We start from the raw sequence: 25,015 nt of genomic DNA on the forward strand, positions 1-25,015 counted from the left end.
CAAACCAACCAACAACCAAACAACCAAAACAACCAAAAACAATCGAAACACCACGCGTCGCACCCAACGACCCAGTGCAAACGGACATCACAGCGTGGTATTCCTGAGGTATGAGCAAAAAGATCGCAGTATTAACCGGAGCCGGCATCTCGACATCAGCTGGCATTCCAGATTTCCGCGGGCCCGACGGCGTGTGGACCAAACATCCAGAACAGACCAAGGTCTATGACATCGACGCGTTCCTCACCAATAAGAAGGATCGCGAATATTCGTGGCGCTGGCAGAAAGAATCCCCTGTGTGGAACGCCCAGCCGGGCGCCGCGCACAAGGCACTCGTCAAACTCGAGAAGGCGGGGCTTCTGACACTCCTGGCCACGCAGAACTTCGACGCCCTGCACGAGAAAGCCGGAAATTCACCGGATATCATCGTGAACCTTCATGGCACCATCGGCACGTCCCACTGCATGAAATGCCATGCGAAATACGACACCGCGGACATCATGGCGAGCCTTGACGAGGAGCCCGATCCGCATTGCCATCGCCGTCTTAAGTACCAGGGCGACATGCCGTGCAACGGGATAATCAAGACGGATGTCGTGTATTTCGGCGAGATGCTGCCGGACGGGGCGATGGAGAAATCCATGCGGCTCGTCTCGCAGGCTGACGAGTTCTGGGTCATCGGTTCGACGCTTGAGGTGTTCCCCGCGGCGTCACTCGCCCCGGTCGCCGCACAGGCCGGCGTGCCCGTCACCATCATGAATATGGGCAAAACGCAGTACGACAATATCGCCACACGGCTGATCCATGAGGATATCGCGGTCGCGCTGCCGAGGCTGGTGGACGAGACCATCGCCGAAGCGCAGGCGGATGAGCGGTAAGCGCTGAAACTTGCGTTTGCGCCGGGCGGAAAGCAACCACGGCAACGGACGAAACAAAACGGCCCCGGAACCTTGAGAATCCAAGGATTCCGGGGCCGTTGCCATACAGAGGCAGATGGCGGACCGTCAGTAGATGCGCTTGGGGTCGAAACCGGCCTGCTTCAACGCTTCGAGTACACGGTCGATGTGGTCGGGGCCGTTCGTCTCGACGGTCACGCCCAGGGCGACCGCGTTCGTGTAGTGGCCGGACGCCTTGAACTGGTCATGGTCGAGGGCGATTACGTTGGCACGCTGCTCGGCGAGGACCTGCGCGACCTTCAGCAGCTGCCCCGGCAGATCGGGCAGCTCCACCTCGAAGTTCATGATGCGGCCACGGGCGATCATGCCCTTCTGGATGACCGCGCCGATAGTAACCGTATCGATGTTGCCGCCCGACATAATCGGGACAACGACGTGCGGGCCAGGAGCGGACGCGAACTTGCGCGAGCGCAGGTTCAGATGTTCCAATGCGGCGAGCGACACCGCGCCCGCGGCTTCGACGACCAGCTTGTGCTTCTCGAGCATGAGCAGGATCATCTCGTTGATATCGCGTTCAGACACGGTGATCAGATCGTCCAGGAATTCGTTGAGCAGCGCGAAGGTCAGGTCGCCCGGGCGCTTGACGGCAACGCCTTCCGCCGAGGTGACCACCTTGTCGGCGGGGACCACGCGACCGGCGGCGAACGAGTTCTTGAATGCCGGGGAGCCTTCCGGAATCGCACCGATCACGCGGACCTCGGGCCGGAACGTCTTGACGGCGAGCGCCACACCTGCGCCAAGACCGCCGCCGCCAAGCGGCACGACGATATCGGTGACGTTCGGGACGTCTTCGAGGATTTCCATGGCGATGGTGCCTTGGCCGCAGATGACTTCATAATCGTCGAAAGGCGGCACGTAAATCATGCCCTGCTCGTCACTGAGCTTCTGGGCGTACGCGGCGGCCTCATCGAACACATCGCCGTGCAGGACGACGTCGGCGCCGTAGGCTTTGGTGGCGTCAACCTTGAGCGGCGGGGTGATGGTCGGCATGCAGATGGTGGCCTTCGCGCCACGCTCACATGCGGCGTAGGCGACGCCCTGCGCATGGTTGCCGGCGGATGCGGTGACGATACCGCGTGCGAGCTGGTCCTCGGACAGGGAGGCGATCTTGTTGTAGGCGCCGCGAATCTTGAAGGAACCGGTGACCTGCAGGTTCTCCGGCTTGAGGAGAATCTGGTGGCCGGTCATGTCGGACAGCACCGGGGAGGCAATGATCTCCGTATGCTTGGCCGTGCCTTTGAGCCGCTGGGCGGCTTGCTTCAATTCAGCGGCATGATCGCGCTGCAGTGCTTTGAGAACCTCGTTTTGTTCCATGATCGTTATTGTAGGATGCCTGCTGCCCCGCAGCGTCGGGAGAGTCCATCCCGTGGAACGGCTGCCGGGAGGCGGGCAAGTCCAATAGTGCCGGGAACGTCCGCTCGGTGTGTGGCTCACGCTTCCATGTCGATGACAACGGTGAGGTTGCGGGCGGTATCGCCGGCAGCGCGCAGCGCATCCTCGATGTGCTCCAGATCGTAAGATGCGGTGATAATTGAACCGATATCCCAACGTCCGCAAGCCATGAGCCGCTGCACGTCGGCGACGTCTTCGGGCATGTAGCCGCCGGAACCGGACAAGGTCTGGTTGGCGAAGGTGAGACGCAGCAAATCCAGTTGCCGCATGGCGTTGTTGACCGCGACGACGACGAATCTGCCGTAGATCTTGCCGTGTGCCATGAAGGTTTCGAACACGCTTTCGGCGCCGGCTGCGTCAATCATGCAGTCGATATCCGCGGTGGGGCCGTCAAGCGAGCGGGCGTCCCCGAAATACGCCCGGGCGGCGTCAATGGGGTCATCCTGGTTGAGATCGCAGACCTGGAGTCCCAGGGCGACGGCCTTTTCCAGCCGCAATCGTGAGTAATCGCAGATCATGACCTTGCCCGCGCCGAGTTGCAGGGAACCGAGCGCCGCAGCGATGCCGATGGTGCCGGCGCCGAAGACCATGATGTGCTCGCCTTCGCGTTGATGCGCGTGTTTTGCCGCCCTCATGCCGACCGTGAACGGTTCGATCAGGCTTGCCGCACGGTCGCTGATAGCCGGGTCGACCGGGTAGAGGGATACGCCGCGAACCGGTTTCGGGCACAGCATGTATTGCGAGAATCCGCCCAGCGTGCCGGCACGATGAGGGTCGCCTTTGGCGAGCAACGGATAAGGGTAGACGCGCTCCCCCACCTGGAAATCGGTGACATTCCGGCCGACCGCGACGACACGGGACACGGTTTCGTGGCCGAATTCGCCGCCGACATCAACCTTGTGGCCGGTGCCGGGACCGTGGGAATACACGGCGACATCGGTGCCGCATACGCCGGAGCAGATGTTGCGTACCAGAATGTCGTCATCGCCGACTGACGGAATCGGGACGTCACGGACTTCGACGTGCTCTTTGCCGAGATAGACAGCCGAACGCATGGTCGCCGGCAGTTCCGGCGAGGTTTGCGGCGTGCCCGAACCGGTCATGCCATCGTGACCGCTGATATTCGTGATGTTCATTTCACTCCCTTGATTAGCGAGGCAAGACCGAGCAGCAGCGCGATGCCGATAACACCGGCGATGATGCCTTGGGTGAAGGCATGCCACCGCTCGATCATGCACATGCACATGCCGAGTGCGAAGACCAGGGTACTGACGGTACCTAGGACGAGGGTGGTGTCGTTGGCTTTGCTCATGATGTCTCCTTGGGGTCCTCGCACCGCTGGGCCGTGGTGTTCAGACAACCGATCGCCGATGCGCTGTGGCGTTCATAAGCCGGCTAATGCTGACGTTATTCCGCGACACTCCGGGGCTCAACCGACACAAGTCCAACAGTCGTTGGAATAATGAAGCCATGGTGAATATCGCTGGCAATGCGAGGTTCTTGGAGACCGACAGGCGAATCGAAGTCGCCGCTCTCACGCTGATGGACACCAAGAAACACGCCTCGACGCCGTTGTCCATCGCAGCCATCTGCAGGGAGGCAGGCATCAATCGTTCCACCTTCTATGAGCATTTCGACAGCATCGACGACGTCATCGCCGTGATGCAAGAGCACCTGTTCGCCGAGCTCTCCGAACATTTCCGGCAAGGCAATCGCGCCGAAAACACGAATGAGCACAGCCCCGCCGAAATCCCCCTGAGTCTGGCTTCTTTTGAACTGTTTCTGCGCCACATCAAAGAACACCGGTACTTCTACGGCATTGCGCTGCACAGCGGGCACGGCCTGCCGGTGCATTACGGGAGCAAGGAACTGTGGGAGCGGCGAATTCGGCCGGTTTGCGCCTCAATCGGCATCGATGATGAAGACGATATGAAGTATTTCCTTGATTGCACGACGGCTTCAGTCAGCGCGATTCTGCGACGGTGGATTGATCGCGATTGCCGGGACAGTGTGGAGAAAGTGGCGCTGATCGCGGCGAACGCGGTCCCCGCAATCCTCGCCACCGATGCCGAAATACGGGCTTTTGGAGACAGTACCAAGCATTGAACTATTAACAGCTTGAGCTTGGCGGCTGTCGTCGATCGGACGCAATGTGATGGCGGTCGTCGCTGAGCCGAAGCACGGCGACGACCGCCATCATCTGCGCCCGTCAACATCTGTTTGCGGCGGCTCCGGGAAGGTACGGGCGCCCTCCCGGAATCCTTCGGTCAGGAATCCGCCGGTTGGGAATCCTTCGGTCGGTTAGAGCCGGACCGTCACCGCCTCCCACGGGGACAGCGTGCGCGCAGCCAGAGAATCGGCAGAATGCTGCGGATCATAGGACGTCAGCACGATGTCCGGCGACTGGCTGGCGACTGCGGCGAGCGCGGCTGCGGTGTCATCCGGAATGCGGGCGTCTTTCCCGGACAGGTTCACGGCGACCAGCAGACGCTCATCGCCCAGCGTGCGCGTGAACGCGTACACCTGCGGGTCGGATTCGTCGAGCAGATGCCAATCGCCGGCGGACACGACCGGGTCGTCGTGCCGCAGCGCGATCAACCGCTTGAAGAAGGAGAACACCGAATCCGGATCATCCTGCTGTGCTTGCGCGTTGACCGTCGTATGGTTCGGATTGACGCTGATCCACGGTTCCTTGGGGGCGTCGACGGCGGTGAAACCGGCGTAGGTCGAATCGTCCCATTGCATCGGGGTGCGGGCGTTGTCACGGCTGCGCTTGGCGAGCGCGTCCATCATTGATTCTGCGGACTGGATACGCGCTTGCTCGACACGCTGGTGGAACATGTTCAGGGATTCAAGGTCGCGATACTGGTCGAGCCGGGTGAAATGCGCGTTCGTCATGCCAAGCTCCTCGCCCTCGTAGATGTAGGGGGTGCCGCGATGCATGTGCAGCAGCATCGCCAACGCTTTGGCGGAATGGACGCGGTTCTCCTCCGTAGAGTCGTCGCCCCAGCGGGACACCACGCGCGGCTGGTCGTGGTTGTCGAAGAACAGGCTCACCCAGCCCTTCTTCGCGACCGCATCCTGCTGGGCGGCAAGCGTGCGCTTCAGCTTCGGCAGATCAAGCGGGGTCGGATTCCACTTCGTGCCGTTCTCGCAATCGACATCAACATGTTCGAACATGAACAGCATGTCCAGTTCGCGGGCGGCAGGATCCGTGATCTGCTCATTGCGCTGCGGGGCGACGCCTGGCGCCTCGCCGACCGTGAGATAGCCTTCGCGGCCGTCGAACACCTCGCGGTGCATCTCCTTGAGGAACTCGTCGAGGCGCGGGCCATCGGAGCAGAACGGGAACGGGGACGAATAGCCGTCGGGGCCGGCGGGATAATCCTCAATCTGGCTGCCGGGCTCGCCGGGAAGCTTGCCGTTGGGGTCGACGCGCTTGGAAATCTGCGTGATGACGTCCATGCGGAAACCGTCGATACCGCGGTCGAGCCACCAGTTCATCATCTGGTAGACCGCTTGACGCACCTGCGGGTTCTCCCAGTTGAGGTCAGGCTGCTTCGGGGAATACTGGTGGAAGAAATACTCGCCGCGCTTGGGGTCATACTGCCAGGCGGAACCGCCGAAATACGAGCCCCAACGGTTCGGCTCGGCACCCGGCGTACCCGGCTCATGGCCGGGACGGGCGGGACGCCACCAATACCAGTCGGCGTGCGGGTCGTTCTTGTCACGGCTCGCCTGGAACCACGCGTGCTCGTCGGAAGTATGGTTGACGACCAGATCCATCACGATTTTCAGGCCACGCTGATGCGCTTGCGCGAGCAGCTCATCCATATCGTCAAGCGTGCCGAACATCGGGTCGATGCTCTGGTAATCCGCGATATCGTACCCGTTGTCATCCTGCGGGGACTTGTAGACCGGGCTCAGCCACAGCACGTCGACCCCCAGGTCGGCAAGATAATCCAAGCGGCGGGTGATGCCCTTGATATCGCCGAGGCCATCTCCATCGGTGTCTTGGAAGCTACGCGGGTAAATCTGGTACACCACGGCGTTCGCCCACCACGGGCTGGTGGACGCCCCATTCGTGCGGACACCGGCGGGAAGGGCCGGACGATTGAAATTGGTCATGGCAAGCTCCTTTGCTGTCTGGTGTTGTTTTCTGGGATCATCGTACGATGCATACGTTTTCATTCCTATTGCTGGCGTGGCGGGTGCGCGGGGCAAGATATTCGGGGGGGGGGGATTTGAGCCGCCGTGCGACTGAGCTGTCGCACAGCGGGCAGATAGCCGGGGCAGGCAGCGCGGGACGGGGCATATCCCGCAGGCGTGCGACCGGACAGTCACACAGCGGGCAGATAGCGCGGTGGACGCAACGGTGACGGCCAGTAATCGGCCGGCGTGCGACACCGCAGTCACACGGCGGGAGGATACCGGCGGGCGAGGCACAGGAAGTTAGCCATACCCGGCCGTTGTGCGACTAGGGGGTCGCAGAAAAGCGGGGAAACAGACTGAGGGGCCTGTGATTGACATATCACAGGCCCCTCGGTGGGAGAGAACAGATTGATGGGAGTGGATGGGGAGAACGGGAATGTGACGGGCTTTCTACTTCACCGGTCCTGCAATTTTGGACGGCCTACGGCCGGCTAGATTTTTACCGGGGCGGGGACTATCCCCCGCCCCGGCGCGGTGAGACGAAAGCCCACTGGCTTTCGTCTATTTCACCGCGCCCCTCATCACACCGCTGACGACCCAGCGCTGGGCGAAGACGTAGACGATCAGGATCGGGGCCATCGCCATCAGGTAGCTGGAGAACGCCATCGGGTAGTTGGTCGCGAACTGGGAGCTGAACACGTACTGGGCGAGCGGAATCGTCTGGTTGGACTGGTCCGTCAGCACGATCAGCGGCAGCAGGAAGTCGTTCCAGGCCCACAGCGCGGTCAGGATGCCGATCGTCGCATTGATCGGGCTCATCAGCGGGAAGATGATCTTCCAGAAGATCTTCCACGTGCTCGCGCCATCCACACGCGCCGCCTCCTCAAGCGACGGCGGAATCGAGCGGATGAAGCCGGTCGCGATGAACAGGTTCGTGCCCAAGCCGAGCGTCATGTACAGCAGGATCAGACCGAACTGGTTATCCAGATGCCAGGCGCCCATCTGCTTGGCGATCGGCAGCATCACCACGGGGAACGGCACGAACATCGCGGCGATGAAGAAGTAGTACAGGAAGCGGAAGAAGCGCTTGTCCATGTTGCGGGCGACGGCGTACGCCACGAAGGTGTTCGTCAGCAGCGTGAGCACCACCGCGGCCACCGTGATGATCGCGGAATTCAGCGCGGCTCGCGGATAATCAACCTTGGCCGAAGCATCCGCGAAATTATGCCACTGCCAGGACGTCGGCAGGCTGAAGGTGCCCGCCTCGGCCGGTGTTTTCAACGCCGTGACGATAGTGAAATACAGCGGGACCAGCACGGTCAGCGACAGCACCACGGTCAGTGCGGTCAGCCACCAATTAATCCGATGATCCTTGTGGAATGTCTTGTCTTTCATGATGTTCCTTTCCCATCTGCCAGTCGGGCTTCAGCGCGCGGCCGTCAGATCTGCTCCTTGCTTCTCGAGAATCCGAGCTGGATGAACGCGACAATCGCGAGGACGATGAAGAAGATCACCGCATTGGCCGTCTGATAGGCGTATTCACCGCCGGTCAGGCCACCCTTCCAGATGAGGTAGGTCACGGTTTCGGTGGAGGAATTCGGGCCGCCTTCCGTCAACGCGACCACCTGGTCGAAGGTGCCCAGCGCGTTCTTGAGCGACAGCACGAGATTGATGGTCACGAACGGTCCAATCAGCGGGAAGGTAATCTTCCAGAACTTCTGCCACGCATTCACGCCATCGATCGACGCGGCCTCGTAGATTTCGTCGTCAATGGTCTGCAGGCCGGCGAGGTACAGCAGCGTGGAGTAGGCGACACCCTGCCATACGGCGAGGAACACCACAGGAACCCAAGCGTACTGTTCGCTGGTCAGCATCGATTCGGACAGCCAGCCGATGCCCAGCGCCTTGCCGAGTGCGGGAAGCGGCGTCATGAAGATGTACTTGAACACGTAGCCGATGACCAGCGTGCCCAGGATGTACGGGATGAAGAAGATCGCGCGGAACCCGTTCTTGAACGCGATCTTGCTGTTCAGCAGCACCGCCAGGAACATCGAGATCAGGTTGATCAGCACAGTGATGATGATGGCGATGAAGAAGGTGAACAGGTAGGCGTGGCCGACACGGTCATCGCTGAACAATGCCTGGTAGTTGCGCAGGCCGACCCACTTGAAGTTGCCGTACCCTTGCGAGTTCGTGAACGAGTAGCCGATGCCGCGAATGAACGGGACATACAGGAACACCGCGAAGATAATCGCCGCGGGGACGGTCATCCAGTAGAACGCGCGGTCCACCTTGCGATGCGAAAACGCGTTCTTGCGCTTCTTTGCCGGCTTGTCCGACGCCGCCGGCTGCTTCGACGATACGACTGTTGCAGACATGCTATTTCCTTTCTCCGTGTCCGATTACTCGACTTACTCGACCGTGCGAGCCTGGACCTTGTCCCATTCCTTCTGCATCGAGTTGATGAAGCGGGGGACGTTGCCGCTGATCACCATGGTCTGCAGGTAGCCGCCGATGTTGATGGACGACGGGATGTAGTGGTCGCAGAAGTCAACCACGTTGTTGCTTTCGAAGAACGGGCGGATGCCTTCCAGCGCCTTGTTGCCGAAGTAGGTGTCCTTGAGCGGGGAGATCGCGGACTGGGCCTTCGCGTAGGCGTTCAGCTGCTTCTTGCTCATCAGGAACTTGATGAACTTCATGGCTTCCTTCGGGTGCTTGGTGTTGGCGCCCATCGTGAGCATCACGTCATCGCCTGCGGTGAGCTTCTGCTCCTTGGCGTTGTTGCTGGCCGGCATCTGTGCGAAACCGAGGTCGATGTCAGGGTTGATCATCGTGATCTGCGGGATCGCATACGTGCCGAGCGGGATGATCGCCGCCGTGCCCTTCGCGAAGTTCTGGGTGGCCTCCTGATAGGTGACGCCCTTGTCGGACGTCGAATAGGAGTACATTTCGACTTCCTTCTTCGCGGTTTCGGTCCAGATCGTCTTGAAGTCGGTCTTGCCTTCCTTCAGTTTCGTGTATTCGGACTCCGGGACGAGCGTACCGGCGAGCGAGGCGAGCGGCGCCTGCGTGGTCCACGCGTCCGCGACACTGGCCTGCACCGGGTTGATGCCCGCCGCCTTGAATTTCTTCAGCATGGCAATAAATTCATCCCAGGTCTTGGGCGGATTGTCCGGATCCACACCGGCCTTGCGCCACAGCGTCTTGTTGTAGATATAGCCGGACGCGTTACCGGAGAACGGAAGACCATACAGACGCTTCTTCGCCGGGTCGGTGGTCTGTACCAGGTTCTTGGCGATCTGGACCATGCCAGGATTGAGTTCATCGACGATCGGATCGTCAGTGAAATCATGGAACACACCAGAGGCGGCGAACATGCCGAAGCTGATATCGCCGTTGAACGTGATGACATCCGGAACGCGGTTCTTCACGAACCGGGTGCGCAGATCGGTCTGCGCGTTCGCGGAATTATTGATGTTGATGCGGATGTTCGGGTTCTCCTTCTCGAACTCCTCCGCCATTTTCTTGAACTGGTCGGCGGCCTCGGACTTGAACTGGAAGAAATCCAACGTCACCGTCTGCGCGCTCGACGCACCACACCCGGCGGCACCGAGACCCATCACCGCGACACATGCCACGGTGAGAGCCCTGCGAAGTACCGACCTGAGCGTTCCGCGTCCTGAATGGGAATCCGTCTTCATGAAGACTCCTTTGCCTCTTCCACACCGCAACACCATCGCCGCGGCTTTGTTTGTGATTGCGAGCATACGTGATAGCGGATTTCATTCCCAGCCCCTGCGCGCCTATTGCACGAAGCAAGAAAAACACGGTATTTTTATGTATTGAGAAAGAAAATGCAGGATATCAGATGCGAGGCCATGAGAACAAGGACGTATCCTCGCACGCCGGCGACGGACCACAGGCAAGGAGCAGTGATGACGACACACGAGACGGATGCGCACAAATCCGCGGAACCTGATGATAATCAGGCAGAACCGACAGAGGTCCAATGGTTCACCGGCTCCCCGCAAACCCACCGGGTGGCCCGCGCCATCACACAATACGGGCCCATCGCGCGCACGACCCTCGCGCAGCTCCTCGGACTGTCACAAGGGGCGTTGTCGCGCATCACCAGCGACCTGATCTATGAAGGCGTCATCGAAGAGCTTCCCGACGACACAACGGAACAAGGCAGACTCCCGCAAGGCTTCATACCGAAAGAATCACGCGAAAAACGCGGCCGCCCGCAGACCAATCTGCGATTACGCGCCGGCGAGCGCACCTTCCTCGGCATCAACATCCACGGTTCCGAAGTGAGTATTGTGGCCGTGGACGCGCTATGCCGGCCGGTCGGGCCATGCCGCACGTTGACGCTTGAATCCACCAAGCCGCAGGATGTCGCTGCGACCATCGGCACGGCGATCCACCAATACCGTTCGGCTGTTACGCCGAGCCCGGTGGCCGTAGGACTGAGTTTCGGCGGGCACACGGAAGACGACCGGTATGTGACGTACGCTCCCTTCCTGCATTGGGACGGGCGGGTCGACGCCGCCGGGGCGATCGAGCAGACGGGCGGGCTGCCCACAGCGGTGTTCAACGACCTCGATTCGCTGTTGCTGTATGAAAGCTGGTTCGGCGCCGGTATCGGCGTGCAGCGGTTCGCCGTGGTCACGATAGGCGCAGGCGTCGGGTATTCGCTCGCCGAAGACGGCATGCCCGTGGACTACCCGGACAAAAGCTACGGGCTGGCCGGACATATCCTTGTAGATCCCGAAGGACCGCGCTGCTACGCGGGGCATACCGGCTGCTCGCAATGCCTGACCAATGATTCACTGGCCGAGGAATATTCAGGCATGGTGGGGCATATGGTCACCTTCGACCAGTTCGCCGCCGACGCGCAGGAAGGGACCGCGCAGGCGCGACAGCTGCTCAACCGACTGTGTTTCCGGCTCGGCGTGCTGGTATCCACGGTCGCGAACTTCGCCATGCCATCGAAAGTGTTGATCAGCGGGGAATCATCGTTCCTCGCGAAAATGAACCAGGAATCAATCCGCAACGGCATCAACTGGTACCGCCCCAGTCAGGCGGCGACCGTCGACTTTGAAATCCTTGATTTCTCCTGGGAAAGCTGGGCGAAAGCCGCGGCCGCACGGGCGATTGCGCGGTATATCGGGTGAGACGGGGTAGCCATGGGATTAGAGTCAGAGGGCACGGCAATACCGCATTTCACCATCGGCGTCGTGGACAATGACGCGTTCGCCCTTGCCGCGATGGGCAACTACCTGTCACACGCCCTCGCCGACAGCGCCGACCTAGATTGGCTGACGACATCTGCCGAAACAGCGATACACCGTTGCCTGACCGAACCACGCCCAGACATGCTGCTCGTGGACATGTCCATGTCCGAAATGAGCGGAATCGAAGTCATCCGCACCATCCGGGAACGAGACAATCGCATCATGCTGCTCGCGGTAACATCCTTCCCCCTTGATGAATACGCGCAATCCGCGGCAGATGCCGGCGCCCAGGCAATCGCGGCAAAAGGCGACGCGCGACAGCTCACAGCAACCATACTCGGTTTGCAGCGCAGGCAACCATATCGATACGCTTCCATCGATTTCCCCCTTGCACAAGATGCGTTTACACAGCTTGCGCGCCATCGGCAACGCGATGGCATCGATTCGTTGACACCTCGCGAACGTACCATTGTCGAACTCAGCGCCGACGGCAACACCTCGGTCAATATCGCGCGGCGGCTGGGGCTCTCCCCCGCGACAGTCGGAACATATATCCAGCGCGCCTGCCGCAAATGCGGGGTCAAGAACAGGGTCCAGCTCATTGCGCTTCTGGCCCAGCGGAGGAATACCAGATGAGTACGCGACAATTGCGCCAACGCTTTCGTCAGCAGTTCATATCACGAGGCTACGGCGAAGTCTTGCTTTTCGGGCAACCCGTGATGACGCCTGCAACAGGGCAACGTCTCTTCCTTGCGGCCGTCATGGCTGTCTGTCTGGTCGCAGACTGCTACCCGGCGGCGACCGGACTTGCCGACGACCAATCCGGGCCAATCGCCTGGATACTGCTTGTCATGTATGCGTGCGCCTGCGCGTTGCTACCTCTAATGCCGCAATGGATGAGCATTGGCGTCATCGCGCTCACTGCAATCTGCATACCGTTGCCGTGGACGCATCTCGAAGATCTGACATTCGGGTGCGCGCTGGCATTCGCTGCGCTGTACTACTGCCTGCCCACGTGGATTGGATTGGCAATCCAAGTGGCGTTTACCGCCGAGTTCGCCATCTATCACGTATTCTGGGGCCGAGGGACGGCATTCGTCATCATCGGCATCATCTTGCAGGTCGCATCCTCTGTTATCGGATACACCTACCGTCGGCAACGGCTGAACGAACAGAACAAGCGCAACGCGGAACTCCTGCACCAAGCCGAGGCATCTATTGCACGCACGGAACGCGACCTATCGCTGGCACGCAACCTTCATGACACGCTGACCAACGATCTGGCAAGTATTTCCATGCTCTGTGGAACGCTCCTCCTTGACTGCAAGGATCCGGAACAACGACGTACGTTGCAAGCGATTGACGACACGTCCCGCGAAGCCATGCAGTGCGCTCACCACGTCATTGACGTACTGCGCAATACAGGAGAATCTCGTACAGTTTCAATGCCGGACGCATGGCAGGACTCGTTGCACGAATTGCTTGACCGACAGGCACGGCACCTCACGGCCTGCGGATACCATGGAGCGGCAACATTTGAGCACAATGTCGAACAGACGCCGATACGCCAAGACGTGTACGACGAACTGGCATCGTTCACCATCGAACTGTTCGCGAATATCGAGCACCATTGTCCAAACGGCGGCGATTTCTCCATTCGGTACCGGATCGAGCATGGCCAACTGGTCATAGTACAGACGAACACGGCTGGCGGGAATGGCAGAGACACACGCTCCGGCAGGGGGTTGGCATTGCACCGTCGCATTATCGAGTCGATGGGCGGGAAATTGACATACGCAACGGACGAAGATGTCTGGATGTTGCGTGCCACTTTCGTACTTTCTCCCCACTGATGCATCTCGTTCCTGGCGCTGGACCGCGCAACTCGCGTCGAATCAATCGCGCGCCTGTCATTGAACAATGACAGAACATGGATTCGCCCCTTCTCACTTCCTATCGTAAGTCCCAAGGTGAGGGAATGAGCCCGAACCCAGATTCCGAAAGGAGCGAGAAGTTGAAAAATATTAAAAACAAGTAACGGCGACTATGCTCGCAATTACTATGCTGTTTGCCAGCGCAGGGGCAGCATGTGCTAGCACAGTATATTACCGCGGAACGCGTGTGAGCTGGGACCATGGGCGCTCATATGGTGTGTACAGCTATTCGAACGTTCAATCACATTATTACGATCATTCTTCCACCGCGAACACCACATGGTCTGGTTGGAAGAAGGCTGGAACATCAGCGAACGCGCGGCAATTTGTAGGTACCCATCCAGCAACTGCATATTGGGATTGCCGGGGCTAATCCGACATATCTGCCTCAGCATAACCACTAATAGGGGCATCAGCATTGGTGCCCCACTATACTTTTGTCAGGAGAAACCGATGCAACGGTGGATGAACATCGTCATAGTGCTGTTGTTGACGCTGATGAGCGTGGCGACCGCGATGCTTTCATTATCAACGCTAAGCGACCGGTATTCCCGGATAATCAGCGATTACCCGCAGCAGAGCCGATCCATATTCCTCACGGACATTGCGCAAGAGAGCAGTGATTCCGCTCTCGACCTGCTGAAAACCAGGGTCGCCGGCGCACATGGGGCCATTATTCGAACAGACAGCAAGCTCGCCGACAATGATGAGGGAGCGGCTTGCGGGTATCTCATCGGCGTCTTCGGGGATGCTCAACGGCACCCCGACGATATGCGACTCACCGCTTTCGGGAGCACCGTGCTCGATGCAACGACACTGTCGAAGCTCCTCCGTGCTGAGCAGCATGCGACGTTGGGACTGGACCAGAATCGCGCCGATATGATTGCCGACCTGCCCAACGTGCGATACGGAACCAGCGTGACCGTCATGCAACTAGACAGACTCACGGAACGCTCCGGCACAGTGAACGGAGAATACCGGATCATAGGACTATCGCAATCACAATATGATGCGCTCGTCTCCAGTCTGAGTGCGGCGACAGGAATTAGCACCGAACGTCTGCAACAGCCCCTTCACGGCTCCGATACCACCGATAATCTCCAACGTACCATCGCCGAATGCCTCCTCGCCGCTGCCACCATACTGCTCACCGTCATCCTGGTTCTCGGCGCCTACCAACAATTCAGCACACTGGGAATCCACATCATGCTGGGCTGGTCTCGCATCGGATACGCCTGGATGGTGTACCGGCCAATGCTGCTATGGTCACTGGTCACGCTGCCGATTATCGCCGCATGCGTGTTCTGGGGTGTCACATCGTTCCCCATTTCAGGACAACTGACCGCATACTGCCTGACGCACGGCATTGTCGTATGCGCACTTGCCCTTCTCGCAGCCTGCCTCGGGTCATGCGTATTCCTGACCGTTCATCCAGTCGATGCCATTCGCAACCGGATATCGAAAAGAGGACTGCTCGTCGTGCTTGTCATCCTGTATTGCTGCTCATCAGGCGCGTTAGTAGCCGGCGGCACCGCCATGGACAGCCCGATGCGTGAAGTCCAGCATCTCAGCGCGATACGCGCATCATGGTCGCCCTATCGGTCAATGCGGCTGCTGTACCATGAAACGCCTGGAACGAACCAAAGCAGTTTCACCGGGCAATCAAGCGAGCACTTCAAAGAAACCTACGACTGGTATTCCTCCATCGCCGGCCAAAAAGGCGTGTACATCGCGAATATGACGCATTATAACGAAGACAATCTCCAATCGTGGAAAGCCATCTACCATGCCGCTCCGGAACAACCGTTCTGGCAGCTCGATGCATCCCCAAACTATCTGACAGATCAAGGGTTTGCTATCCCCCAGGGAATTATGAACCGGACAAAACGCGGCGAACGCATCTTCCTAATACCTGACACGTGGACCGCCCGACAGCGCACAGCCATGGAAACATACCAGAAGCTGGATAGCGAGCATAACGCCGAGTGGAAAGGATCGATCGTCACGTCGTATATGAAGCATCGCGATATCAGTTTTGTGACATATCACCCGTCCGTCAAACTGTTCACGTGGAATACCGACGGCACATTGCCCAACTGGACAACCGACCCGGTCATACTCGTATGCACCCCCGAAAACATGACACCATTCGAGGGAGAGAATCTCAGCGCCGTTGGTCTGGAAAACAGCATGATCAAGCTCAGCGAGCCGGCCGCACAACGATATACGACCCGACGGTATTTTGCGCAATATCATCTGGAAGACAACAATCCGCAGTATATTCCGGTCGATGATTTCATCGCCGGCCTGACGAAGACCGCAACCCAGACCATTCAGTTCTTCGGTTTGGCCATGGCGTTCCTCGCGTCACTCGAACTGGTGTTGTCCATAGCGATGTGCCGAATTTTCGCGGCCACGTACCGTACCCGTATCGCGGTCAAACGGCTGCTCGGATACCCGCTGGTCAGCATCTTTGCGCCCACGTTCCTCACCGTCATACTGGTTTCGACGATATCCATCGTCATCGCGGCTTTCATTCATTCCATGTCGGCATTCGCATTCACCACGCTTCTGGCAGTGCTCCAGACCGTCATCCTCCTGTCGGACGCGCGACGAATCGCAACCAAGGAACTGGCCACCATGATCGCGCAGGAATAATGCGCCTATGCACCTTGCTGCCGAAAGCACGACCCATCATCCCAATTATCATCTGAAAGGCACCACCATGACGACACAAATTGGACAGCCCATAGTGGACATCCAGGACGTCTCCAAAACCTTCGCAAACCGAACCGTGCTGGAACATGTCACGGCATCCGTGGCATGTGGGGAGAGCCTGGCGATTACCGGCCCATCAGGCTCGGGAAAATCAACACTGCTCAACATGATCGGACTACTGGACGAGCCGACAACAGGTCGCATCTGCTTTGAAGGCTCCGCATATCCCGGCATTAATTCCGCTGCGGCGACCCGCATGCGTCGCAACCGCATCAACTACCTGTTCCAGTCCTACGCCCTCATCACCGATATCACTGCGTTGGACAATGTGCTACTCGGATTGAAATATGCGCCAGGCAGTACAGAAGATAAGCGCGACAACGCTATGAACCTGCTTCAACGGCTCGGCTTGGGACAAGTTATCAACGACCGTGTCATGACACTTTCCGGCGGCGAACAACAACGCGTTGCTCTCGCCCGATGCATGCTCAAGCCCGGAGACCTGATTCTCGCAGATGAGCCAACAGGAGCTCTTGATCCCCATCTTGCCCATGACATGTTCAGCCAGATGCTGCAACTCCAACGCGATTTCGGGAAGACCCTAGTTGTTGTCACGCACGACGAAACAATCGCCCAGCGCTGCGACAGGCGACTGTGCCTCACGCGGGAGGCGTCAGGCAGAACCACACTGGAGACTGTCTGAGAGGTTGCTGGAACCGGTGCGGCACAGACATGTAGCGACCGCAAACCCAAAGCAAGGGGCGGCGTGAGCCGTCGTTTGCAGGCCGGTGTGTGAGGATTGGCTCACACAACAGGCTGTCAGGCGGGCGGAACGACTGAGATTGCGTGTTCCGCACGCCGGTTTGTGAGCGAATCCTCACACAGTGGGCGCCAGGAACTGCCAGATCAGCAAATCGAGGCACCCAACCGGCCGAGGTGTGAGCGCATCCTCACATAGCGACCACCCCTGGCCGTCAGATTGGCGGTTTGACACTGGCGACGCGCCCAGTCTGTGAGCCAATCCTCACATGATGACTATCAAGCGACGCCATATCGGCAATTCCAAGCCCCCAGCAGCCCAGTGTGTGAGCGAATCCTCACACAGTGACCACCCGGGCAGTCGAATCGGCGGCTCGACGCCATCGGCATGGCCAGCGTGCGAGCGAATCCTCACATACACCAACCCTCACACACAAACAAGCACGGGACTGTGCAGCCGACAGATCGTCGACCACACAGCCCCGAACCGCATTCAGGAACCGCGCTGCATCCCCTACTGCAGCTGGTAGGTGTGCGAGACCTTGGCGCCCGAGAAGTCAAGGGTGCCGCTCACTTCGACATCCACCGGAGAATCATCCTGAAGCACGTAGCCAACGCTCACCTGCTGGGTGGCACCGGGCTGAATCTCTTGAAGGCTGGCGTTGGAATCATAGCCGGCCGGCGCTTCCGTGTAGATCGCCATATCAAGCTCCTTACCGTTCTGGAAGGCGTTCGCGGAAGTGGCCACCGAGAACACCTGGTTCTTGTCGGTGTTGTTCGTCCACTCGTAGGTCACCAGCACGGTCGGCTGGCCGTTGTAGTCGGCCCCGGACTTGGCTGCGGACACAATCTTGACATGAAGCTGGCCAAGATCACCCTCAGTATCCTGCGCCCCAGACGCCGCCGCTGAAGAAGACGACGAATCACCGCTTTCCTTCTTCGCACCGGACGAGGCCGACTGGGATGTGGCGGAAGACGTGCCGAGCGCATCATCAAGCGCCTTGCCGGTCGCCTGCTGCATCACCAGCGTAATCACCATCGCCAGCACCGTCAGGATGACGGCGGCAATCGCAAGTCCCCTGCCGCGACGCTTACCGCCACGCTTGGTCGCGACCAAACCGATGATGCCGAACACTAGACCGATGATGCCGAGAATAAACGCAACATTGTTGACAATCGGGATGAAACTGAAGATGATGCCAATAATGCCAAGGACCAGTCCTGCGACCGCGCTGGCACTCAGCTTGCGCGGGACATCATCATCCGGGTCGCCGCCTGGCACAGGCTGCGGGTACACGGTGTTCGGCGGGAGCGCCCCAGGAGTCGCCGGCATCGTGGGCGCGCCCTGCGGCTGCGGTGAATATACGGTCTGAGGGCTGCCGTACGGCTGGGTCCCATACTGTTGGTTGTCGTCCATGTCATCCTCGCTTTTCTCTTCCGATCAGGACAATCCCCACGCTACGGGCTATGAAAAGAAGCGGAAAGTGTACGACAGGCCGTGCCGATATGCCCGAAAGGGCAATGGCGGCGCGGCAATTCACTGAGTACAGTGGACGGCATGAGCGAAGCAGGAGGGCGTCCGGGCGGCGAACCCGACAGGCAAATGGGTGTGGGGACCACCGGAATGTACGGCGTCGGCGAAACACCACAGGCGCCTTCCGCTGTGGCGCCTACACAAGTCGGCTACCGGGCATCATACGGCGGACAAGGATATGGATACGGCGGCGGCCCATTCCAGGGGCCGTCCCAAGGCTCATTCCAGAGCGCGCACCAAGGCGCGTACCAGTACCAACAGCCGTACATGACACAGCAATCCCGGCAGTTCCAACAGCCGGCACAGCCTCAGCAGCCACAACCGCAACCACAACCACAACCATCGCAACCGTACATGCCGCAACACCCGTACACGACGCCCCGGCAGCAAGCCGGAAGAACCGATACCGGTGCATCGGGCAACGGGAAAACCCGCCGCGTCACCATCACAACGATTATGCTCGCATGTGCGATCGCCTGCGGAATCGTACAACCGGCGTTCATCTACGAAGGCATGTCCGCGTGGCACAGCGATATCGGCATGTTCTGGTCGCTGATCGGCTTGGTCGCCGGTGCCGCACTACCTTTCCTGCTTCGCAACCGCGACGAGAAACCGGAATTCGTGTGCCTAATCACCGCGATAATGACCATCTGCCTGCCAATCAGCCCGCTGACCGCCCTCATGGCGCAGAGCGCGCTGATTGCTCGTCGCGACCCGGATCGCCGCATCTACGGACTCATCGCGCTCAGCAGCGCGGCAACCGTCATCTCCCGTCTGCGTGACGCGTTGATGCCCGCCGAATACTCCATCATCGGCACCATGCTGTCCAGCACCAACGATCAAGGACACGTCATCCACGCGGCGAGCCAACTGAGCATGCTGTGGTCAGGGCTGCTCCTCGCCGTGATATCCATCGCCATCGCAGTGATTGTCGGCGTGGCGAACCGCAACACTTCACGTGCCCGACGTGCCCAACGGCAGGCGGCGCAACAGCAGGATCGCGCGCAGATGCTGCAATCCGACCTCGCCAACCAGCAGCTGGCGGATGCGATCGCCACGGAGGCGCATGACACGCTCGCGCACAGCCTGTCGCTCATAGCGGTCAACGCCTCTGCCCTGCAAGTGCAATGCGGGACGCTCGAAACCGGCAATATCACCGACCAGCAACTACACGACATAGCGCAACGCGCCGAAGATATCCGCAAGCAGGCGGCGGGGGCGTTGGACGAAGCACACAGCATCATCGATCTGCTGCGCAATCCGAACAAAGCCCGGCAAACGCTTGGCCCGGACGATACTACGTCGCTGTCACGCGAATCGTTAAGCGGCCTGATTGCTGACGCGAAAGCCGCAGGCACGCACATCGACACTTGGATCGACATCCAGGACATGGGCACCATCTACCCGGATATCGCAAAAATCGCCTACCGCACAGTCCAGGAGGGGCTCACCAACGCGCGGCGGCACGCCCCCGGGCAGACCATCGAGCTGGAGGTCACCTGTTCCGCCGGGCACGGCATCGGCGTGCATATCAGCAATCCGACCGGAGTGCAGGCACCTGGGTATGCCACTGGGAGCGGGAGCGGCAGCGACATCAGGAACACGGCCGCCAACGGCAACGAGACCAGCAACGAGCCCGATGGCAAACCCGCAGGCGGCAACGGTTTGCGTGGCATCCGCCAACGCGTGACGGCCTTCGGCGGTACTTGTACGTGGGGAACCGACCAGCGCAGCGTCTTCCATCTTGACGTGACACTCCCACCGGGAAACACCACGCAACAGGCATCTGGAGCGAAACACCTAGGAACGGGCACCGCACGTTGAACAGCGAATCGCAGGTATCGGCATTCCCGGTATCATGGAGCCGTGCGGACGCAAGAGAAGACGGAACAGCCAGATGGCGCGGCGGTGGGCGGCGAAGCCCCGGCAACCGTGATCATCGCCGATGACGACCCCATGATCCGCCAGACCATGGCGTTGATTCTGCAGGACTATTCCCGCGGTCGAATCCGCGTCCTCGACACGTGCGCGGACGGCATGCAGGCCGTTGCCGCCGCCGAACGCGACCATCCAGACGTCGTCCTTATGGACATCGATATGCCCGCCATGGACGGGATCGAAGCCACTGACCGCGTGCGACGCGTCAGCCCGGGCACGCATGTGCTGATCCTCACCTCGCTCAGCCCGCAGCGCACGGTGGAACGCGCCGTGGAGATGGGGGCGGAGGGCTTCGTTTCCAAAACCGATGCGCCGCAAACCATCATCGAGCGGATCCTCGCCGTGCGCGACGGCGAACCGCAATTCAATCAAGCCGCACAACGCCAGCTGCTGGACGATATGGCGAGCGCACGACTCAACGCCCGCGAGGACGAAGCCAGACGCATGCTCGACAGCTTGCCCGAGCGGGAGCGGGAAACCGTGATACTGGCCGCGCAAGGCATGAGCAATCAGGAAATCGCCGAACGGATGTTCATTTCCGAACGCACGGTCAAAGCGCATCTGTCCAGCGCCAGCGAACGCCTGAGCATGAACCGGGTGCAGCTGGCGAGGCTGGTGGAGCGGTCCGGACGGTAAGCGTGGAGGGCAAGCGCCGTCTGAGGCGCCGCTGTCAGCACCCGGACTCGCGGTGCGGGAGCCGTTTTGCCAAGGCGGGGGTCACGCTCACGGCGGCCCACACGGAGCGCACGCCGATCACGCACAGGTAGACGGCGAACAGGTTGGCGCCCATGCGAGCGCTGATCGAGCCGGCGATCCACGTGCCGGCGGGCGTCAGGCATGCCGCAACCACACCGATGATCAGACCGTCACGCAGGTTGACCAAGCCGCGCCGGACATTCGCGACGCTGCCGGCGATGGCGTTCGGGATCATCATGAGCAGTGACGTGCCGCGGGCCACCAGATCGCTCGCGCCGAACACCAGCGACAGCGCCGGCACGACAATCGCCCCGCCGCCGATACCGAGCAGGCCGGACAACGTGCCGACGAACACGCCAAGAAGCACCAGCAGAGTACCGGTCAGGAACGTCATGTGAATCGTGCCGTCACGCGATGGCGTGCCGACGATCTGCGAGACAATCACGAATACGAGAAATGCCGCGAAAGCCCACCGCAACACCATTTCCGGCAATCGTGACAGCAGCCAGCTGCCAAGTTGCGCTCCGACGATTGTGCCACAGGCGAGCAGCAGCGCGGCAATCCAGTCCACATGGCCGGATTGCGCGTACGAAATCACGCCGGCGATGGCCGTCGGTACGATCGCGGCGAGCGACGTGGCGACAGCATGCCGTTGCGTCAGGCCGAGCCAGACAAGAGCCGGGACGATAATCGTGCCGCCGCCGATGCCGAACAGGCCGGACATGAGGCCCGACAGTATGCCCACCGCTACGAGCGCTGCGATACGACGAGGCAGATTGCCGCCAAGCGCGTCATGGTCCTGGGTGTTGGAATACGCCATGGCTGTCCTTTCTTTCGGGCGCGGCATGCGGGTGCCGCATGGTATGCGATGCGTTTGGCGCCAACTGTAGCGCGCGACGCAGCAGACGGGCGCCACCGTCCCGTTCCATGACAGTGGCGATGCCTGACCGGCATGCGACGCCACTTGACGGGTTTGCCATTGTTCCTCCGGTCCGTTAGCCCGTACCGCACATTTCGATGGCCGGTGCGCACAGTATGGAAAGGAAACCGGTGCCGGCGACTACAGCCGGGCGTGCAACCGATGATGATAACCGCGGAATATCAACGATTCGACATGGACGCTTCTCTTACTGATGCGGCATATCCTTCGGTATCCTTTCCGCACCGTGAATATTGCCGGCTGATTCCGCCAACGCGGACCGCCCACCGGTCATCCAAGCCTCGGCAGCGCCGCAATCCACGCTTCCACCCCTCCCAACTGCCCCCATCGCCCTTGTTTTTCTTGCGCAATGCAGGCGACACGCGCCATGAGACAAGGAAAGCCGGAACACCTACCATGCAACCATGACGCCGGGCAGTACAACCCAGACAGGAGCAACACTGAACCGGTACGGTACCAGCCCATCCAACGGACAACGACAGGCCAGCAACTACAGGCCAGCAACGACCGACCGACAACGACCGACCAAAGGAGTGCAATGACGCGCATCACCATCATCCCCGGAACAGCGAACGACGGCACCGACCTGACTGCGGTATATGCGGAGAACGCCGCCGCCAACGTGGCGTTCGCGCTGGTTTTCCCCGGCAAGGCTCTCCCCCGGTTCGTCCATTGGGGGCGTCCACTGACACACCCGGAAACCCTCGTGCACCTGTATGACGCGCTCAAACCGCAACGCGTGTCCGGCGCATTGGACAACACCGCATGGCCGAGCATTCTGCCCACGCAGGCTGAATCGTGGATCGGCGCGCAACGCATCGATATCCGCCGTGACGGGCGTGAGCTGTTCTGCGACTTCGTCGTCACCTCCATCAGCCCCGCCGCAGGAGACAACGAGGGTGCCTCCATCATCAATGTCGACGCACAGGACGCCGACCAGCAGGTCGCCCTGCAATGGACCTGCGAGCTGACCGATTCCGGCCTGATCCGCCAATCCGCCACCATCACCAATCTCGGTGACGGCATCTTGGATGTCAACGGTGTTGAACTCGGGTATCCGATGCCTCAGCAGGCGGTGGAAATCCTCACCACCACCGGTCATCATCTGCGTGAGCGCTCACCGCAGCGCCAGCCGCTCACCGTCGGCCGCTTCGAAAAGCTTTCCATGGCCGGGCGCCCCGACTTTGACGCGTCCCTGCTCCTGACCGCCGGCGCCCCCGGATTCGGCTTCGAGCATGGCGACGTGTATTCCGTGCATGTGGGTTGGAGCGGCAACAGCGTGCTGTCCGCGGAACGTCTGCCCTACACGCAGGGCGTGATCGGCGGCGGCGAGAAGCTGTTCGGCGGCGAAATCACGCTGGAGCATGGCGCCCAATACACCACGCCGTGGGTGTATGGCGCGTTCGGCACCGGGCTGAACGAGGTCGCCCACCGCTTCCACGAGTTCGTGCGCGCGCAGCACCCGAATTTCGTCAATAAGCCGCGTCCGGTCATCCTCAACACGTGGGAGGCCGTCTATTTCCAGCATGATTACGACACGCTTGTCCGACTCGCGGACAAGGCCGTGGACAGCGGTGTGGAGCGGTTCGTTGTGGATGACGGCTGGTTCGGCGCCCGGCGCGATGACACCGCCGGCCTCGGGGACTGGCAGATTTCGCAGGACGTGTGGCCCGACGGCGCAAAAAGCCTCAAGGCGCTTGCCGACTACGTGCATGGCAAGGGCATGGAGTTCGGCCTGTGGTTCGAGCCGGAGATGGTCAACCCGAACTCAGACATGTTCCGCAACCACCCGGATTGGGTGCTTCGCCCCGCTCCCGGCCGCCTGCCGATGCAAGGACGATCTCAGCAGGTCGTCGACCTGACCAATCCGGACGCATACGATTACGTGTTCGGCGCGATGGACCATCTGGTCGGCGAACTGGGCATCGACTACATCAAATGGGATCACAACAAGCTCGTCACCGAAGCGGTGTCCCCGCGCTCCGGCAAGCCAGCCGTGCACGAACAGACGCTCGCCGTATACCGGATCTACCGTGATCTGAAACTCGCGCATCCCGGACTCGAAATCGAAAGCTGCTCCTCCGGCGGCGGCCGTATCGACCTTGGCATTCTGCGCTTCGCCGACCGCATCTGGGTGTCCGATTGCGTGGATCCCGTGGAGCGGGCCGATATTCAGCGCTACACGTCGCTGCTGGTACCGCCCGAGATGATGGGTGAGCATGTGGGCGCCAGCCCGGCGCATTCGACACACCGTGCGACCAGCCAGGACATACGGATGGCCATGGCGTTCTTCGGGCATATGGGCATCGAGTGGAACCTGCTCAAGGAGTCGCAGGAGGACCTGGACAAACTGGCCGCGTGGGTGCGCGCATACAAGGAGCATCGCGCGATGTTCGAAACCGGGACGGCAGTGCATGCGGATACCGCGGATCCGGCAGTGCGCCTGGACGGCATCGTCAGCGCCGACCGCTCGCACGCCGTGTACCGTTTCACGCAGCTGACCACGTCGCAGACCTACCCGGCGGCGCCGGTCGATCTTCCTGGACTCGATGCGGATGCCGTGTACCAGGTCAAGCCGCTGTCGGTCAGCCTTGATCTCGACGCCGACGGCATCGGCAACGGGCAGTCCGCGCTCGGCTGGTGGACCGCCGACGGTGTGACATTGCCTGCGGTCGCGCTTGAAACCTATGGCGTCCGTCCGCCAAGCCTGCACCCGGCGCAAGCCGTGCTGTTCGAGGCCGTGCGCGTGTGACTTCGCA

The 25,015-nt window shown here is 60.5% G+C and carries 19 protein-coding genes; 10 read left to right on the forward strand and 9 right to left on the reverse strand.

What is annotated here, in order from left to right; all coding sequences use genetic code 11:
- Positions 1–110 precede the first annotated feature (110 nt).
- The gene (locus tag WD012_RS02780; RefSeq protein WP_339562280.1) at positions 111–878 is read left to right on the forward strand and encodes an SIR2 family NAD-dependent protein deacylase; all 768 of its coding nucleotides are present in this window, start codon (positions 111–113) and stop codon (positions 876–878) included.
- 126 nt (positions 879–1,004) lie between these two features.
- Here the strand turns inward: WD012_RS02780 and ilvA are convergent, their stop codons facing one another.
- The 3 genes from ilvA to WD012_RS02795 form a co-directional block, all read right to left on the reverse strand.
- Positions 1,005–2,270 (reverse strand): threonine ammonia-lyase, encoded by a 1,266-nt coding sequence (gene ilvA, locus WD012_RS02785; protein ID WP_339562281.1) that lies wholly within the window; start codon positions 2,268–2,270, stop codon positions 1,005–1,007.
- 116 nt (positions 2,271–2,386) lie between these two features.
- The gene (locus tag WD012_RS02790; RefSeq protein ID WP_339562282.1) at positions 2,387–3,484 is read right to left on the reverse strand and encodes a zinc-dependent alcohol dehydrogenase; all 1,098 of its coding nucleotides are present in this window, start codon (positions 3,482–3,484) and stop codon (positions 2,387–2,389) included.
- Positions 3,481–3,660, reverse strand: a complete 180-nt coding sequence (locus tag WD012_RS02795; RefSeq protein ID WP_339562283.1) for a hypothetical protein — start codon at positions 3,658–3,660, stop codon at positions 3,481–3,483. Before WD012_RS02795 ends, WD012_RS02790 begins: the two co-directional genes overlap by 4 nt.
- 65 nt (positions 3,661–3,725) lie before the next feature.
- Here WD012_RS02795 and WD012_RS02800 point away from each other — a divergent pair, with 65 nt between their 5' ends.
- Entirely contained in the window at positions 3,726–4,454 is a 729-nt protein-coding gene (locus WD012_RS02800; RefSeq protein WP_339562284.1) for a TetR/AcrR family transcriptional regulator, read from the forward strand.
- A gap of 195 nt (positions 4,455–4,649) precedes the next feature.
- On the opposite strand, the gene WD012_RS02805 is transcribed toward WD012_RS02800, so the two are convergent.
- The 4 genes from WD012_RS02805 to WD012_RS02820 form a co-directional block, all read right to left on the reverse strand.
- Positions 4,650–6,476 carry a glycoside hydrolase family 13 protein gene (locus tag WD012_RS02805; RefSeq protein ID WP_339562285.1) on the reverse strand — a complete coding sequence of 609 codons (1,827 nt, stop codon included), beginning with the start codon at positions 6,474–6,476 and terminating at the stop codon, positions 4,650–4,652.
- 585 nt (positions 6,477–7,061) lie between these two features.
- Complete coding sequence (locus WD012_RS02810; RefSeq protein ID WP_015451317.1) at positions 7,062–7,895, reverse strand: carbohydrate ABC transporter permease; 834 nt, start codon at positions 7,893–7,895, stop codon at positions 7,062–7,064.
- A gap of 44 nt (positions 7,896–7,939) precedes the next feature.
- Positions 7,940–8,878, reverse strand: a complete 939-nt coding sequence (locus WD012_RS02815) for a carbohydrate ABC transporter permease (protein ID WP_339562286.1) — start codon at positions 8,876–8,878, stop codon at positions 7,940–7,942.
- Positions 8,879–8,911: 33 nt separating this feature from the next.
- A complete protein-coding gene (locus WD012_RS02820) occupies positions 8,912–10,201 on the reverse strand; it encodes an ABC transporter substrate-binding protein (protein ID WP_339562287.1) in 1,290 nt (429 codons plus the stop codon).
- Positions 10,202–10,435: 234 nt separating this feature from the next.
- On the opposite strand from WD012_RS02820, the gene WD012_RS02825 reads away from it, so the two are divergent.
- From WD012_RS02825 to WD012_RS02845, 5 genes are all read left to right on the forward strand, one after another.
- Entirely contained in the window at positions 10,436–11,677 is a 1,242-nt protein-coding gene (locus WD012_RS02825; RefSeq protein WP_339562288.1) for an ROK family transcriptional regulator, read from the forward strand.
- Positions 11,678–11,689: 12 nt separating this feature from the next.
- A complete protein-coding gene (locus WD012_RS02830) occupies positions 11,690–12,373 on the forward strand; it encodes a LuxR C-terminal-related transcriptional regulator (protein WP_339562289.1) in 684 nt (227 codons plus the stop codon).
- A complete protein-coding gene (locus WD012_RS02835; protein ID WP_339562290.1) occupies positions 12,370–13,590 on the forward strand; it encodes a sensor histidine kinase in 1,221 nt (406 codons plus the stop codon). The genes WD012_RS02830 and WD012_RS02835 overlap by 4 nt, the downstream gene beginning before the upstream one ends.
- Positions 13,591–13,950: 360 nt before the next feature.
- Positions 13,951–16,329, forward strand: coding sequence for a hypothetical protein (locus WD012_RS02840; protein WP_339562291.1), 2,379 nt, complete (start codon positions 13,951–13,953; stop codon positions 16,327–16,329).
- A 7-nt stretch (positions 16,330–16,336) separates the two neighbouring features.
- Positions 16,337–17,092 carry an ABC transporter ATP-binding protein gene (locus WD012_RS02845; protein WP_339562292.1) on the forward strand — a complete coding sequence of 252 codons (756 nt, stop codon included), beginning with the start codon at positions 16,337–16,339 and terminating at the stop codon, positions 17,090–17,092.
- Between the two features lie 570 nt (positions 17,093–17,662).
- Here WD012_RS02845 and WD012_RS02850 read toward each other — a convergent pair.
- Positions 17,663–18,565, reverse strand: a complete 903-nt coding sequence (locus tag WD012_RS02850; protein ID WP_339562293.1) for a DUF5067 domain-containing protein — start codon at positions 18,563–18,565, stop codon at positions 17,663–17,665.
- Between the two features lie 141 nt (positions 18,566–18,706).
- Here WD012_RS02850 and WD012_RS02855 point away from each other — a divergent pair, with 141 nt between their 5' ends.
- Together WD012_RS02855 and WD012_RS02860 are read left to right on the forward strand one after the other, a co-directional pair.
- Positions 18,707–20,506, forward strand: a complete 1,800-nt coding sequence (locus tag WD012_RS02855) for a sensor histidine kinase (RefSeq protein WP_339562294.1) — start codon at positions 18,707–18,709, stop codon at positions 20,504–20,506.
- Between the two features lie 42 nt (positions 20,507–20,548).
- Positions 20,549–21,256 (forward strand): response regulator transcription factor, encoded by a 708-nt coding sequence (locus tag WD012_RS02860; RefSeq protein ID WP_422614347.1) that lies wholly within the window; start codon positions 20,549–20,551, stop codon positions 21,254–21,256.
- Positions 21,257–21,290: 34 nt separating this feature from the next.
- On the opposite strand, the gene WD012_RS02865 is transcribed toward WD012_RS02860, so the two are convergent.
- Positions 21,291–22,136: a sulfite exporter TauE/SafE family protein gene (locus WD012_RS02865; RefSeq protein WP_339562295.1), complete on the reverse strand. Its 846-nt coding sequence runs from the start codon at positions 22,134–22,136 to the stop codon at positions 21,291–21,293.
- Between the two features lie 658 nt (positions 22,137–22,794).
- Between WD012_RS02865 and WD012_RS02870 the strand changes: the two genes are divergently transcribed.
- Positions 22,795–25,008, forward strand: a complete 2,214-nt coding sequence (locus tag WD012_RS02870; RefSeq protein WP_339562296.1) for an alpha-galactosidase — start codon at positions 22,795–22,797, stop codon at positions 25,006–25,008.
- The last annotated feature ends 7 nt before the right edge of the window (positions 25,009–25,015 follow it).

The sequence above is a fragment of the Bifidobacterium thermophilum genome, assembly GCF_037482445.1.
In the GTDB taxonomy this organism is placed as follows: Bacteria; Actinomycetota; Actinomycetes; order Actinomycetales; family Bifidobacteriaceae; genus Bifidobacterium; species Bifidobacterium thermophilum_B.

Excerpts from the sequence above, each read along its gene's own strand:
- WD012_RS02780 (WP_339562280.1), top strand. The coding sequence starts at position 111 with ATGAGCAAAAAGATCGCAGTATTAACCGGAGCCGGCATCTCGACATCA.
- ilvA (WP_339562281.1), bottom strand. The coding sequence starts at position 2,270 with ATGGAACAAAACGAGGTTCTCAAAGCACTGCAGCGCGATCATGCCGCT.
- WD012_RS02790 (WP_339562282.1), bottom strand. The coding sequence starts at position 3,484 with ATGAACATCACGAATATCAGCGGTCACGATGGCATGACCGGTTCGGGC.
- WD012_RS02795 (WP_339562283.1), bottom strand. The coding sequence starts at position 3,660 with ATGAGCAAAGCCAACGACACCACCCTCGTCCTAGGTACCGTCAGTACC.
- WD012_RS02805 (WP_339562285.1), bottom strand. The coding sequence starts at position 6,476 with ATGACCAATTTCAATCGTCCGGCCCTTCCCGCCGGTGTCCGCACGAAT.
- WD012_RS02810 (WP_015451317.1), bottom strand. The coding sequence starts at position 7,895 with ATGAAAGACAAGACATTCCACAAGGATCATCGGATTAATTGGTGGCTG.
- WD012_RS02815 (WP_339562286.1), bottom strand. The coding sequence starts at position 8,878 with ATGTCTGCAACAGTCGTATCGTCGAAGCAGCCGGCGGCGTCGGACAAG.
- WD012_RS02820 (WP_339562287.1), bottom strand. The coding sequence starts at position 10,201 with ATGAAGACGGATTCCCATTCAGGACGCGGAACGCTCAGGTCGGTACTT.
- WD012_RS02825 (WP_339562288.1), top strand. The coding sequence starts at position 10,436 with ATGACGACACACGAGACGGATGCGCACAAATCCGCGGAACCTGATGAT.
- WD012_RS02830 (WP_339562289.1), top strand. The coding sequence starts at position 11,690 with ATGGGATTAGAGTCAGAGGGCACGGCAATACCGCATTTCACCATCGGC.
- WD012_RS02835 (WP_339562290.1), top strand. The coding sequence starts at position 12,370 with ATGAGTACGCGACAATTGCGCCAACGCTTTCGTCAGCAGTTCATATCA.
- WD012_RS02840 (WP_339562291.1), top strand. The coding sequence starts at position 13,951 with ATGGTCTGGTTGGAAGAAGGCTGGAACATCAGCGAACGCGCGGCAATT.
- WD012_RS02845 (WP_339562292.1), top strand. The coding sequence starts at position 16,337 with ATGCACCTTGCTGCCGAAAGCACGACCCATCATCCCAATTATCATCTG.
- WD012_RS02850 (WP_339562293.1), bottom strand. The coding sequence starts at position 18,565 with ATGGACGACAACCAACAGTATGGGACCCAGCCGTACGGCAGCCCTCAG.
- WD012_RS02855 (WP_339562294.1), top strand. The coding sequence starts at position 18,707 with ATGAGCGAAGCAGGAGGGCGTCCGGGCGGCGAACCCGACAGGCAAATG.
- WD012_RS02865 (WP_339562295.1), bottom strand. The coding sequence starts at position 22,136 with ATGGCGTATTCCAACACCCAGGACCATGACGCGCTTGGCGGCAATCTG.
- WD012_RS02870 (WP_339562296.1), top strand. The coding sequence starts at position 22,795 with ATGACGCGCATCACCATCATCCCCGGAACAGCGAACGACGGCACCGAC.